At 50.5% G+C, this 14,637-nt stretch carries 10 protein-coding genes and 1 pseudogene; 8 read left to right on the top strand and 3 right to left on the bottom strand.

All coding sequences use genetic code 11. The features are described 5' to 3' along the window. Positions 1-64: 64 nt before the first annotated feature. The 3 genes from B5G27_RS05165 to B5G27_RS05155 all read right to left on the bottom strand — a co-directional run bounded on the left by B5G27_RS05165 (position 65) and on the right by B5G27_RS05155 (position 3,988). Positions 65-1,534: a tagaturonate reductase gene (locus tag B5G27_RS05165; protein ID WP_087177875.1), complete on the bottom strand. Its 1,470-nt coding sequence runs from the start codon at positions 1,532-1,534 to the stop codon at positions 65-67. Then, positions 1,531-2,391, bottom strand: coding sequence for a sialate O-acetylesterase (locus B5G27_RS05160; protein WP_087178153.1), 861 nt, complete (start codon positions 2,389-2,391; stop codon positions 1,531-1,533). The genes B5G27_RS05165 and B5G27_RS05160 overlap by 4 nt, the downstream gene beginning before the upstream one ends. 115 nt (positions 2,392-2,506) lie before the next feature. Further along, positions 2,507-3,988 (bottom strand): UxaA family hydrolase, encoded by a 1,482-nt coding sequence (locus B5G27_RS05155; protein ID WP_087177874.1) that lies wholly within the window; start codon positions 3,986-3,988, stop codon positions 2,507-2,509. Between the two features lie 271 nt (positions 3,989-4,259). Between B5G27_RS05155 and B5G27_RS05150 the strand changes: the two genes are divergently transcribed. The 8 genes and pseudogenes from B5G27_RS05150 to B5G27_RS05110 all read left to right on the top strand — a co-directional run bounded on the left by B5G27_RS05150 (position 4,260) and on the right by B5G27_RS05110 (position 14,637). Continuing rightward, entirely contained in the window at positions 4,260-5,264 is a 1,005-nt protein-coding gene (locus B5G27_RS05150) for a LacI family DNA-binding transcriptional regulator (RefSeq protein WP_087177873.1), read from the top strand. Between the two features lie 63 nt (positions 5,265-5,327). Beyond that, positions 5,328-5,411: pseudogene (locus B5G27_RS16850) on the top strand (VOC family protein); the annotation flags it as partial. A 507-nt stretch (positions 5,412-5,918) separates the two neighbouring features. Continuing rightward, positions 5,919-8,339: an HD domain-containing protein gene (locus tag B5G27_RS05135; RefSeq protein ID WP_162611194.1), complete on the top strand. Its 2,421-nt coding sequence runs from the start codon at positions 5,919-5,921 to the stop codon at positions 8,337-8,339. 216 nt (positions 8,340-8,555) lie between these two features. Further along, the gene (gene uxaC, locus B5G27_RS05130; protein WP_087177870.1) at positions 8,556-9,971 is read left to right on the top strand and encodes a glucuronate isomerase; all 1,416 of its coding nucleotides are present in this window, start codon (positions 8,556-8,558) and stop codon (positions 9,969-9,971) included. A 198-nt stretch (positions 9,972-10,169) separates the two neighbouring features. Then, positions 10,170-11,291, top strand: coding sequence for a glycoside hydrolase family 88 protein (locus tag B5G27_RS05125; protein WP_330398988.1), 1,122 nt, complete (start codon positions 10,170-10,172; stop codon positions 11,289-11,291). A 196-nt stretch (positions 11,292-11,487) separates the two neighbouring features. Beyond that, complete coding sequence (locus tag B5G27_RS05120) at positions 11,488-12,108, top strand: YesL family protein (protein ID WP_087177868.1); 621 nt, start codon at positions 11,488-11,490, stop codon at positions 12,106-12,108. A gap of 5 nt (positions 12,109-12,113) precedes the next feature. Continuing rightward, positions 12,114-12,773: a hypothetical protein gene (locus tag B5G27_RS05115; RefSeq protein WP_143449648.1), complete on the top strand. Its 660-nt coding sequence runs from the start codon at positions 12,114-12,116 to the stop codon at positions 12,771-12,773. A gap of 133 nt (positions 12,774-12,906) precedes the next feature. Continuing rightward, a complete protein-coding gene (locus B5G27_RS05110) occupies positions 12,907-14,637 on the top strand; it encodes a sensor histidine kinase (RefSeq protein WP_162611193.1) in 1,731 nt (576 codons plus the stop codon).

The raw sequence follows: 14,637 nt of genomic DNA, 5'->3' as shown, positions 1-14,637 counted from the left end.
CGAGAAAAAGCAGACCCGGGAGTGTGAGTCCCGGTATCTGCCTGTTTTCTTCCCCTACGGCTTATCAGATAAGCCCAGCCATGATCTCTTTTATATCTTTTTCTTCCATCTCTCTTAAATAGCCTGCGACCGCGTCTTTGAGCCCCGGCACTTCTGTCAGGTCTTTCCCGCTCCAGAAGTCTTTGTTCGAGAGGACTGCCGCTGCTGTGCCCTCAGCGTCATTTCCGGACCAGGCGTCAGCAAAGAAGCGGATCACGGACTCATCATCCCTGAGCGGGTACTGTGTGCCGTCCTTTCTCGTGCCCGTATACACGCCGTCTTTCCATTCTCCCTGGTAGAACTTGATGAATGCTGCGAGGGAGAAGGTCAGGCATTTCGGAAGCACGCCTTTTTCCTCAACATATCCCAGGAGAGAAGGCAGGCATCTGGCGTTGAACTTGGAGCAGGAGTTGAGGGCGATATCCAGCAGCTTGTGTTTGATATACGGATTCGCGAAGCGGTCGTTGACCGCGGCGGCAAAGGACTCCAGCTCCTCTTTCGGAAGGTCCAGCGTGGGGATGACTTCCTGATAGATCACGTTGTTCATAAAGGTGCGCACAGTGTCGTCTTTCATAAAATCCCCCACGATGTCAAATCCGGCCAGGTACGCGGCGAGGACCGTGGATGTATGGGCGCCGTTTAAGATGCGCACTTTTCGTTTTTTGTACGGCTTGACATCGCCTGTCCAGATGACATTGGCATCGGTCTTATGGACAGGGAGTTTGTCAGCCCATTTTTTGTCCCCTTCAATGACCCAGAGATTGAAGAGTTCGCTTGTGTCGATGATGTTGTCTTTATAGCCCAGCTTTTCCTCGAAGTAAGAGACTTCGTCCCTGGGATATCCGGTGACGATGCGGTCTACCAGAGTGCTGGTAAACGCATTGGCTGTATTGATCCAGTCGGTGAACTCCTGGCCCAGCTCCCATTCCTGCGCGTATTGGAGGACAATGCGCTTTAATTCCGCTCCGTTATTGTCGATGAGCTCTACGGGGAGGAAGAGAAGACCTTTTTCCGGGTCGCCGTGGAATGCTTTGTAACGTTCGTACAGGAACGCAGTCACTTTCGCCGGAAAGGATACAGGCGGGCGATCCGTCGGCTGATCGCCTGCATGGTAGGTAATGCCCGCTTCGGTGGTATTGGACACCACGACTTCCAGGTCCGCGCTGCGCGCGATCTCCATCAGATCCTCATAGTTTTCATAGGGATTGATGCACCGTGATACAGAGGTGATGACTTCGATCTTCTCCACGGGCTGCCCGTTTTCCGCGCCGCGCATGGCGAGGGTATATACGCCGTCCTGCGCGTTGATCATGTCTTTGAGTCCCTGCGCGATGGGCTGGCAGAGTACGATGCTGCCATGGTAGATGCCGTCCCGGTTCGCTTTGTCGATCATCCAGTCCACGAATGCGCGGAGGAAGTTTCCCTCCCCGAACTGGAGTACTTTTTCCGGATAGTTCCCATATTTTTTCTCGATTACATCATTGATCGTTTTCATTTCTCAGTATCTCCCTTTCTTAGTTTCTCCATCTGCTCCAGGGTCTCTTCATAAGAAATCCCGCCGGTCGCGAACCGGAACATGAGCTGATACATTTTTTCGTTCTGGCTGTAAGGCCTGCTGTTAATGCACTGGTCAAGCAGTCCGTCCTCATTTTCCAGCGGATGCAGGACATCTGTTTTTGTGGAAAAGGCTTCATAGTAGCGCACGCCAAGTTTCCTCTGGGACACTGCGTTGAAATGCAGCATGTCCGGATTTGAGGTGAGGCCTTCTGCTGTCGCAAAGAAGCAATTGTCCTGCTCTGCGGCGAACCTCTTAAGTTCACGGTTGATCTCCCGGTATTCCCGGCAGTCCGCGCCCAGGCGCGCGTGTTCAAGGAAATCGCCCAGACCGCCGAGGATGAAGGGGATGCCAGGCTGCCTTAGTTCAACCCTCAGCGTTTCCACGATCTGTTTTAATTTATCATAGTAAGTCCTGTGGCGGCCGCCGAAGCTGTCGTTTTCTCCCTGGTGCCACAGGACGGCAATGAGTTCGCTCTCTTCCATGGCAAAATGTGTTTCGCTGACAGCATGTTTAAAGAGTGTGCCCGCGGGATGCCATTCGTCAATGGAACTGCCGCCTTCCGCGCATGGGATCAGCCCTATCTTCTCTCCGGGATGCTCCGTTGCCCACATCGCGGCAAATGAGCCGGCAAGGCCCACTCCGGCAACAGGCTTGTCGCAGTTGACAGGCTCTGCCATCATCTGCCATCTGCCGTTTCGGAGCATCTGGATATTTTCATTATATATGGCGGGGACATCGCTTAGGTATCCCCTTCCCGCCATATTGGACTGCCCGATCATTAAAACAGATTTCATATTCATGTGCTGTTCTCTCCAGTATTAGTTCTTTTTTGGATGCTGATGCCGCTTCGGCTATCCGGCCCTACAGGGTCAGGCAGGGCGGTCTCTGTCTGCCTGGTGACGCCCTTGCCTACAGGGTCACGCCCTGCTTGAAGATCGCCATGTCGTGGAAACCGGCTTTTTCTGATTTTACCAGCTCCCCTGAGGCAACACTGATGATATAGTCAAAGAAACGGTCCCTCAGTTCTGTCAGCGTGCCGCCCTCGACAAGCGTGCCGCAGTTGAAATCGATCCAGTTCTGCTTTTTCTCATACAGGCGGTTGTTCGTAGAGATCTTGACGGTCGGTACAGGGGAGGCAAAGGGGGTGCCCCTTCCGGTCGTAAAGAGCACGATATGGGCTCCTGCCGCTGCCAGTGCCGTAGAGGCAACCAGGTCATTGCCGGGGGCGCTTAAAAGATTCAGCCCTTTTTCTTTTACCCGTTCCCCATAGGCAAGGACGCCGCGGACCGGCGCGGTGCCGGACTTCTGGGTGCAGCCCATGGACTTGTCCTCCAGAGTGGAGATCCCGCCTTTTTTGTTGCCGGGCGAAGGATTTTCGTAAATAGTCTGCCCGTGGCTTGTGAAGTATTCTTTGAAATCATTGATCAGGTCTACGGTCTGATGGAACAGCTCCTCGGTTTCACAGCGGTCCATCAGCTGGGTCTCAGCGCCGAACATCTCCGGGACTTCCGTAAGGATGGTAGTACCGCCTTTGGAAATGAGCAGGTCTGAGAATGCCCCGACAGTCGGGTTCGCCGTGATGCCGGAGAGACCATCGCTGCCGCCGCATTTCATGCCGATGACAAGCTCAGAGCAGGAGATGGGCTCCCTGTGGAACTGTCCGGCGTATGCGGCGAGCTCTTTCAGGAGGTCCATGGCGTCGCTGATCTCGTCCTCAGATTCCTGACAGACGAGGAATTTCACCCGGTTCGGATCATAGTCGCCGATGTAATTTTTCAGCACATCGATCCCGCTGTTCTCGCAGCCGAGCCCCAGGACGAGCACGCCGCCTGCGTTCGGATGGTTGATCAGGTCTGCGAGGACCTGGCGGGTGTGCTCCTGGTCGTCGCCCATCTGGGAGCATCCGTAAGGATGGGGAAAGGCGGCGACAGCTTCGACCGTGCCGGTAACCAGGGACTGCGCCTTCTTCTCAATGGCTGTGGCAATGTTGTTGACGCAGCCCACGGTAGGGATGATCCAGAGCTCGTTGCGCACGGCAGCGCGTCCGTCGGCCCTGCGGAAGCCCTGGAAGAACCGCTCTTCCGTGGGCGCAGTCTCCGTGACCTTCCGGTCGTAGGTGTAGGTCAGAAGGTCGCCCAGCCCGGTTTTGATATTATGGATATGTACCCACTGCCCGGGCAGGATCTCCTCTTTGGCGATGCCGATGGGACAGCCGTATTTGATGACCTGTCCGCCCTCAGGGATCTGTTTCAGGGCGAACTTGTGTCCCTGGGGGATGTCCTCTGAAAGAGTAAGGGAGATCCCGTCCAGTTCGATCGCAGTACCAGCGCTTAAAGGAGCCAGGGCGACTGCTACATTGTCTTTTGGATTGATCTGTAAATATGTTCTCATTTTACTCTCCATTCTGCCGCTCACATGCGGCTGTGTAAGTGCTTACATACAAGGTACTTCATTTTTGGGGAAGAGTCAAGAGGGAGGGGAGATTTTGTGTAAAAGAAATTGTATTGTAACAGTCCGATTATCAGGATATTCGGGTGAGAAAAGCATGTTCTCTTTATCTCTGGGATCCGGGCGGTTGATTCCTGGGAGATATTTCTTTATAATGGACATAAATGTAAGCAGTTACCAAACACAGTGCTTATGACTACGAGGAGATCAGGATATGAATATTTATGATATAGCAGAACTGGCGGGAGTATCCATTGCCACGGTATCGCGGGTGGTAAACGGAAGCCCGCGGGTGAGCGAGCAGACCCGGCAGAAAGTACTCGCTGTCATGGAAGAAAATGATTATACGCCGAATGTGTTCGCCCGGGGGCTGGGGCTTGACTCCATGCAGATCATCGGGATCATCTGCCCGGACGTGGCGGACGCGTATATGGCGCGTGCAGTCTCTTTTCTCGAGCGCAGGCTGAAGGAATACGGGTATGACTGTATCCTCTACTGCAGCGGGCACGAACAGCAGAAGAAGGAAGAGGCAGTGGACCTGATCATGAAGAAACGGATCGACGCCCTGATCCTGGTGGGATCTACCTATACCGGCTATGGGGACGGAGACGCTTCATCCGCGGAATATATCCGCAGGGCAGCGGAGAAGATCCCGGTATTCCTGATCAACGGCAAGATCAGCGGAGAAAATATCTATTCCGTATACAATAAGGACGAAGAGGCGGTTTATGACGCGGTGTCCCGGCTGATCCGGTCCGGGAGGAAGCGGATCCTCTTCCTGACGGATTCCCGCTCGTACAGCGTATCGCAGAAGATGGAAGGATATGAGCGGGCGCTCAGGGAAAACGGGCTGCCCGTGCTTGGGGAGTTAAAGCTCCTTACAGAGAACCGGATCCATCTGGTCCGGGATATCCTTCTGGCGAGGCGCGCGCTGGAATATGACAGCGTCTTTGCCACGGACGATGCCCTTGCCGTGGGCGCAGTGAAATATGCCAATGCAAAAGGGCTGAAGATCCCGGAAGAACTGAGCGTGATCGGGTACAATAACTCCGAGTATTCCGTGTGCTGCGAGCCGGAGCTGACGACGATCGACAATACGGCGGAAAAGCTGTGCAACCTTACGATCGATAATATCATGAAACTTTTAAAAGGGGAGGATGTCCCGGCGGAAGTGCCGGTGGAGTGTATGCTCGTGAAGAGATGCACAACGGATTTTTAACAGGCGCAGAGAGAGGAGATATTATGAGGATAGAGCACATAGCGATGTATGTAAATGACCTGGAGCGGCCCGCGCACAACGGGGGACGGATACTATGAAAGCTGTATTGTGGATATAGAAAAGAATCAGATTGAGATCACGGTTTAAAAGGAAAGTGATTTAAAAAGAAAGTATTGAGAGGCTGATCTCAGGCGAATCTGACACAAAAGAAATTAATGAAGAGCTGACCTATAATGATCTGTACAGCAGGGTGGAAAATGTATGGAGCGTACTTTTTACCACAGGATATCTGCCACAGAGGGGAAAGGCAGATGGAGAGTTCCGTCGGCTTGCTATCCCGAACCGGGAGATACAGAATATTTTTATGAACCAGATCCGTGAATGGATGCAGGAAAGCGATAAAGCAGATACAAAAAAAGATGAAATAAAGGAATGAATAGGATGGGCAAAAAATCGGATAATAATTGGCTGGAAGATATAAAGACATTGATCGGGCAGACCCCGCCAGTATTGTTTGAGGCTTTAGAGAAAATAGCCGATGAAAACAGTGAGCGGGGAAATTATGCAAGGGAGACCGAACGTGAAATTCTGAAATGTATAAAAGTTTGTAAAACGGCGCTGGGGGAAATTAGGGCTTCGGCGGGGAATTTTACTTTGCACGATCTGCAGCACAGTATCAATGTGATCGATCTTATGGGGCAGTTGCTGGATCCTTCCCAGCTGTCAGCGATAGAGATAGTATGCCTTATTTATACGGCATTACTGCACGATATCGGGATGGTCAGACTGGGGGATGAGGAGACACCGTTGGAGGAAATACGCGAGTCGCATGGGGACAGGAGCGCATATTTTATCGAAAACGACAAGATTCGCGATGAAGCGGGACAGCCGCTGAATTTTGGACGGCATCATCTGATCTTTCATCAGTATCTTCCGACGATATGTGCCAGCCATATGAAAGATATTTCTTACATTGAGCGTCTGCCGGCAGATCTGCGCGCAGACGGAATGAATCTGAATACTGCTTTGTGCGCGATTCTGCTGCGGCTTGCGGATGCTATGGATCTGTCCCGGAACCGGGCTCCGTATACGCTCTATAATTTTCTGAGGCTGAGAGGAATCAGCCAGGAACATTGGAAAAAACATCTGTCAATTACAGACTGTCGTATCGATGAGAAAGGGTTTTATCGTGTGGACGGAATCTGCGATGATGAAGCTGCACACAGAGCACTTTTCAATCATCTCGATATGATCGAAAAAGAATTAAGGGACGCGATTGCCTGGACAAGCCGCAGCAATGGTCCCGAACTGAAGGTAAAAAACGATATTGTAAAGCGAGAAATACGCACTCAGGGCGATTATCAGATCTGGCACCATACATTTACCATGGATTTCGCTTCCATCTCGGAATTGTTCATGGGCGAACATCTATACGGAGACCGGACAGTCGGTCTGAGGGAGATCATTCAGAATGCGATAGATGCATGTATGGTCAGAAAAGAGCGGGAGCAGAAGAAAAAGGATGCTTTTGATCCGTATATCCCGTGCATAACCGTGAGCGCGGATGACAAGTATGTGTACATCAGGGATAACGGGATTGGGATGACGGACGATGTGATCAGGAATTTTTTCCTGAATATCGGGGTTTCCTACTACCGATCCAGGGAATACAGAAAGCTGAATCTGGCGTATAAGCCGATGGGTTTTTTCGGGATTGGGTTTCTCGCCGGGTTTATGCTGTCGGATGAAATATGGGTGCGGACTTCCGGGTTTGAAGATCAGGTGGAATATCGGCTGCACCTGGTGAAGGGGGACCGATATATCACAAAGTATGAATATGCGCAGAAACAGTTCAGCGGGACAGAGATTAAACTGAAGAGGGATTTTTGGGATAGTCTAGACGCAACGCTTGCCCTTCCGTTTACAATAAATACGAAAGAGGCAATGATGGATCATGTTCTTTTGGTTGTGAGAACCTATGTAAAAAATAATTTCTGGAAACTGACGCTTTCTGATCAAGAGACCAATAGTCTGCGGTATAAAATTACAGAGCAGAATTATGAGGAATACCTTGCAGAAAATAAAGAGAAATCAGACTATCAGATTGTTTTGTCGCGCTATCTGTATGATATTGAAGGCTGTGTTTATTTTAATGAAAATGACAGTTACAGACAGCTTTGGAACCAGTCTGGCGTTAAGTATAATTCCATATTTGATGCCCTGGAAGCAGGCAGGATTGAAATAGGAGGCAGGATAGCGAAATCAATTCCTTTTGCCAATAAAGGAATACGGATTGACGGGTATAAAAATAATGAGATAAAAAATGTTGATCAAATACCGAATAATTGCGTATGGTGCCTGATCCCGGAAAAAAATCACCAGAGAACAAATGAATGTTTATCGCTTTATAATATGACAGATGAAATTCAATCCATTTTGGAATCCAGTTTATATGAAAATGTTTGGAAAAGCGCTTTTATATCGAGAAAAAAATTGAAGAGACTCAGACGTTATAAATGTGCGGATGTCGGATACTATAATATGTCGTTTGAAATGTATTATATAACGAAAGGGATTTCTGATGATGATTATGCAAAAAAGTGGATTAATTTATTAGCAGGGAAAAAACATCAGCCGTCATCAGTTTATTTTTTGGTGAAAAGAGATCTTATTGAAACGGCGCCATATGAATCCACATTTCATATTGAAAAAACAGTGCTGCGTCCGATTTCCGATTTCTGGTTCCGATCTGTGCGTATAAACGCAGGTCCAATGGACATTGAGTGGCTGATGTTTGAAAACTTTAGATTTTATGTCAATATAAAAAACAGCAGTATTTCCCCGCAGGCGTCCAGGCAAAATCTGACAGAAAGCTCCAATCGGGATATTGCGGAAGCTATGCAGGTCGTAAAATATCTCTGGTTCATCGAACAGCTGGAAAGCAGAAACTGTCCGGAAGTGTCGATAAATTACCTGAAAAATAGACTGAGACAAATCTGGAGAAAAGACAACCCGCTGGTGAGAACCGAATTCAGAGAAAAATATCTCAGAAATGGTTCGGCAGACTTTGACTGATAAACAGAATTTTTCAAAATAATGATATCTTACATGAAAATGCGGGAAAAAGATATTGACTTTTTGCATGTAAGCTCTTACACTCTGAATGTAAGAGCTTACAGCTGATAAAGCGTTGGTACCTCGGTCCGCGTCTGGCTCGGACATCATAACTGTGAAAGTATCATAACAGCACCCCGTAAACCCCGCACTCATTAAAAAAGGAGAACGATCATCATGAAACAATTTATGGACAAAGACTTCCTGCTCAGCACGGACACTGCAAAAGAGCTGTTCCACGACTATGCGGAAAAAGCTCCGATCCTCGATTATCACTGCCACATCGATCCGAAAGAGATCGCGCAGGACCGGAAATTTGACAACATCACTCAGGTATGGCTGGGCGGAGACCACTATAAATGGCGCCTCATGCGCTCTAACGGCGTGGAGGAGAAGTATATCACAGGGGACGCCACGGACAGGGAGAAATTCCAGAAATGGGCGGAGACACTGGAGCGGGGGATCGGGAACCCGCTGTACCACTGGAGCCATCTGGAGCTTCAGAGATATTTTGGATACCACGGCGTCCTGAATGGAGAGACCGCGGAGGAAGTGTGGAACCTGTGCAATGCGAAGCTTGCGGAGGATTCCATGAGCGTGCGCAATATCATCCGCCAGTCCGGAGTTACGCTCGTGTGCACCACAGATGACCCGGCGGATTCCCTGGAGTGGCATAAGGTTATTAAAGAGGATGACAGCTTTGACGTACAGGTGCTCCCTGCATGGCGCCCGGACAAGGCGATGAACGTGGAGAAACCGGATTTCGCGGACTATCTTAAGAAACTGGGCGATGCAGCGGGGATGGAGATCCGTACATTCGCTGACATCAAAGAGGCGCTGAAAAAGAGAATGGCATTCTTCGCTGAGATGGGATGCCGCGCGTCAGACCATGCGCTGGAGTATGTGATGTACGTGCCGGCTTCTGATAAGGAAGTGGAGGGGATCGTGGCAAAGCGCCTGGCAGGAGAGAGTATCACAAAGGAAGAAGAGCTGAAATACAAGACTGCGTTCATGATGTTCGCGGGCAGAGAGTACAGCCGCCTTGGCTGGGCGATGCAGCTCCACTATGGATGCAAGCGCGACAACAACAGCCCTATGTATGGAAAATTAGGGCCGGACACCGGGTTTGACTGCATCAATAATTACGCGCCGTCCGGACAGATGGCAGATTTCCTGGATGCGCTGAATAAGACGGACGAGCTCCCGAAGACGATCATCTACAGCCTGAACCCCAATGACGACGAGGCGATCGGCACGATCATCGGATGCTTCCAGGATTCCTCTGCGGCGGCGAAGATCCAGCAGGGGTCTGCGTGGTGGTTCAACGACCATAAGACCGGCATGAGGAAGCAGATGACATCCCTTGCGAACCTGGGATGCCTGGGAAATTTCGTGGGCATGCTGACAGATTCCAGGAGTTTCCTCTCCTATACGCGGCATGAGTATTTCCGCAGGATCCTCTGCGATCTGATCGGCGGATGGGTGGAAAATGGCGAGTACCCGAAAGATATGGAAGTCCTCGGAAAGATCGTGAAAGATATTTCCTATAATAATGCGGTGCGGTATTTCGGGTTTGACCTGGAGACAGTATAAGGTAAAGACAGTATAAGCAAAAAACGGGATCCGGATTTCCGGCGGGAAGTCTGGATCCCGTTTTTTCGGAATGTCGGGTATTTCGGGTGGGAAAACCTGAAAAAAGTCGTTTTTTTTCAGACCGGTGTTCGGGTAATTCTGTTCCTCGGCAGGACTTTATCTGATATAATGCGGTTAGGAAAAAGGAGGAGAGATCGGATGAATATCAAAGAGTCAGAGCTGAGAAAAAAATTAGATCTTGTAGTGGACAAGCTGTTAAACCTGGGCGGTCCGGACAATGCCAAAGAGCTGGAAGAATCCGGCGGGGAGGCGATCGGCTTTTTTGCCAGGGATTTCGGCATCAGGGAATGGGACTGGCCGCAGGGAGTGGGACTGTACGGACTGCTGAAGATCATGCAGTATGACAAGAACGAGAAGTACAAAGAATTCCTGCATGACTGGTTCGTGGAAAACATGGAGCTGGGGCTTCCGTCAAGGAATATCAATACAACGACGCCGCTGCTTACCCTGGCGGAGCTCAATGAGTATTATCACGACGAGAAGTTCGAGAAACTCTGCCTTGACTGGGCGGACTGGCTGATGAACTGCATCCCGAGGACAAAGGAAGGCGGGTTCCAGCATGTGACCAGCGCCAACGGCGACCGGCAGGGCGTGCGCCTCAATGAGAGCGAGATGTGGATCGACACCCTGTTCATGACAGTGCTGTTCCTGAACAAGATGGGACAGAAATACCAGAATGAAGAGTGGATCAATGAAGGCATCCATCAGGTGCTCATGCACATCAAATACCTCTACGAGAAGAAGACCGGGCTGTTCTATCACGGCTGGTCCTTCAACAGGAACGACAACTTCGGCGGGATCTTCTGGTGCCGCGGCAACAGCTGGTTTACCCTGGGCATCCTGGACTATGTGGAGATGTTCAAGGGCACGCTGAATCCGGGCGTGAGGACGATCATCATCGATACATACAAAGCGCAGGTCAAAGCGCTGAAGAAACTCCAGGCGCCGAGCGGCCTGTGGCACACCGTGCTGGACGATGCGGACAGCTATGAGGAAGTGTCCGGTTCCGCGGCGATCGCATGCGGCATCATGAAAGGGATCCGCATGGGCATCCTGGATGATTCTTATCTGCTGTGCGCGGAAAAGGCAGTAAAAGGTATCATGAAGAATATCGACAAGGACGGCACTGTGCTCAATGTATCCGGCGGTACGGGCATGGGCATGGATGCGGACCACTACAAAAATATCCTGATCGCGCCCATGGCGTACGGACAGTCACTGACGATCCTGGCGCTGGCGGAAGCGCTGCTCCATCTGTAAAGAGGAAAGGGCGCAGGAACGCAAAGAATATAGAGATCTGAAAATACGCAGCCTCACGGGAAAAGAACCGTGGGGCTGTTTTACTCGGTTTTTTACGCTTTTGAAATCAGGTTTTTTTATTGAAAAGTCGGTTTTTTTCAAGTAGAATAGACGAAGATAGCAAAAACAGAGATATATACGTAGGAGGAAATAAACTATGGGAGGATTATTTTCCGCAGACGGCAAGCTGGCGCAGGTGCTGGGAAAGGCCGCGGACCTTGTTATCCTGAATGTGCTGTGGATCGTGTGCAGCATCCCGGTGGTGACGGCGGGAGCGGCTGCCACTGCATTCTATACGGTGGCGCTGAAAATGATAAAAAATGAAGAGTCTTATGTGTTCCGAAGCTTTTTTCAGGCATTTAAGGAGAACTTTAAGCAGGCGACTGTCGTGACGCTGATCCTGCTGGCAGTGGCGGCTGTGCTCGGCTGCGATTTTTACGTCTGTACGAAGATGGGGCTGGAGAAAGCGCGCCCGCTCTTTATCCTGTTCTGCGTGGTCGCGGTCTTTGTATACATGGGAAGCTGCTATATGTTCCCGGTCATGGCGTTTTTTGAGAACAGTACAAAGAAAGTGTTTAAGAATTCGTTTCTCATGGCGCTGGCTCATCTGCCGTTTACGATCCTGATCGCGGTCATCAGCCTGCTCCCGTGGGTGTTTCTGTTCTTCGGGCAGTTTATTGCAGCCGCATTTTTTGACCTGATCGCAGGGTTCAGCATTGCAGGCTATATCAACGCCCATATTTTCAGAAGGATCTTTAAGAGATATATACCGGAGTGATGGATATGGAAAAACAACCGTATGAATCAGACCTGACAAGGAAGGAAAAATGGCAGAAACAGTGGGAGACGATACGGAAGCTGAAAGGCGGCGAAAGGCTGGAATATCTCTGGCAGTATTATAAGTCCGTACTGATCATTTTGGCGGCGGTCATACTCGTCATATACACCGCGGTGGTCATGATCAGCAATGCCATGCGGGACACCCTGCTGACGGTGGTGATCGTGGATTCGGAGCTTTCCAGCGATGAGGCCGCTGAGGAGCTGGAGGAAGGGATCCTCGGTATCATCGGGACCGGCGGGAAGCATGACTATGTGGAAACGGTCCTTACAGCAACGTCCTCTGACACCGGCGAGAGTGTCATGAAGCTGAGAGTTGCTCTCTCGACCGCGGGCGAGGCGGACGTGGCAGTCTGCAGTGAGGAAGTGTATGAAGAATACGCGGCGCAGGGGGCGTTCGCCGATCTGGAGGACGTCCTGGGCGATGCCTATGACAGCTGCGCCGCCTGTATGACGGACGGACAGATCGACCTTACAAAATGTCCGGACAGCTTTCTGGATCAGTATGTGGGATACTCTCCGGCGTATCTCTGTGTGCTGTCGCATTCTGAGAATACAGAGACTGCGGCCAGGCTGATCGAAGGGATCGTCAGCGGACAGCAGTAAGGTCGTCTGCGGGAGGCATCTGGGGAAGACAGGTGTGGAAGACCAGAAGACAGATGTGTAAGACCGCAGAAAAAACCGCGGAAAAGGAGAAACGGGAGCAGGGGAAAAGCATATGCGTATATCTGAGAAATTAATGACAAAGTATAAAAATATGAACCTGACAAGAAAAATGCTCCTTGTGTATTTCGGATTCGCAGGGATTTTTCTTGTTGTGGCTGTCATTGCTTTTCAGATCAGCATGGAGGCATTTGAAAAAAGACTGTATGAGAACTCTCTGCATGAGCTGGATTATTACATCCAGGACGTAAGGGATGGGCTGACGGATGTGGAAAACCGGAGCCGGGAGATGGCGATCGACTCGGAGATACAGGAAACAGCGATAAAGCTGAGCGAGATGGGACCGGGGACGCTTGAGTACAGCCAGGCAATGACGGATCTCAGATGGCAGCTTGTGTATCAGAATACGGAACAATCAGAGATCAATGGGGTACGCTATATCGATCCATTCGGCAATTCAGTAGAGTCTGCGGGGTGTCCGTGGAATATCGCAGAGGATGAGATGGAGCGGTTTATGGAACTGGTGGAGGCGTCAAACGGAGAAGCAGTCATGTACGGGCCGACCAGAGACTGCGGATATCTCCTCTGCGGAAGAAAAGTGCTCAGATGGAATGATATCAGCCTGGATAACCTTGGGACACTCATCTTCTTCTGCGATGTCGGGAAGATCATCGCCAATAACAAGGAGCAGATGGAGGCGGATCATTCTGCGCTTTTTGTATATACAGATGACACTATGATCTATCAGGATATCCAGGAAGACCTGCCGCCGCTCCCGCGGGATCAGGACAGCCAGGGATACAGGGTCATGATCTACGAGGGACAGCGCTATTTCATGTGCTGGATGACCTTGTCCGATATGGGATGGACCTATGCTAATTTTTTCCCGTATTCGGATATTTACGGACAGGTGACGACTGTGCGGAATATGGCTTTGTTTGGATTTGCCATTGCTTTTATCATCCTGCTCCTGCTGATCCGTAAGATCGCCGGGATCATTACGAAGCCTCTGGAGTCCCTGACCCAGTCCATGCAGGTCGTTGAGACGGGAGACTTCCAGAGTGCGAAGATGATCCCCATGGAGACGGACCGTGAAGACGAGGTAGGCGTCCTGACAAGGGAATTTAAGGTAATGCTGGACAAGATCGACGCGCTGATCTATGAGAATTATGAAAAGCAGCTCCTCCTGAAGGATACAAAATACAAGATGCTCCAGGCTCAGATCAACCCGCATTTTCTTTATAATACGCTGAATGCCATCCACTGGATGATCCGGGCGAAGAAAAATGACGCTGCGGGGAAGATGATCGTGGAGCTGGGCATCCTGCTCCGGGCAAGCTTTGACGAGAATCCGTATACGACTGTGGAAAAGGAGATCGATATGGTCAAGAGCTATATTGAGATCCAGCGGTACCGGTATGAGGACCGGGCGGAATTTACCGTAAAGACAGTGGGGCACCCGGGAGAGTATGTGATGCCCCGCATGACGCTCCAGCCCCTTGTGGAAAACGCGATCTTTTATGGCGCGGATGTTATGACAAAGATCTGTTACATTGACATTACCGTGACAGAGGAAGACGAAAGCATTTTATTTGAGGTGAAGGACTCCGGGCCGGGCATCAGGAAAGAGGAGCTGGAAAAAGTCCGGAATTTTACGGTACAGCCAAAGGGACATGGGATCGGGATAAAGAATATCTATGAGAGACTCCGCATTACATATAAGAAGTTTGACTTTACCATTGACAGCGAAGAGGGGAAGGGGACTGCGATCCGCATCCGCGTCCCAAAACAGAAGGCAGGGGAATGA

The organism is Lachnoclostridium sp. An76 (genome assembly GCF_002161355.1).
Classification (GTDB): domain Bacteria; phylum Bacillota; class Clostridia; order Lachnospirales; family Lachnospiraceae; genus Mediterraneibacter; species Mediterraneibacter caccavium.
The sequence above is the reverse complement of the archived record's forward strand: the minus strand, read 5'-3'. Positions and strand labels throughout refer to the sequence as shown.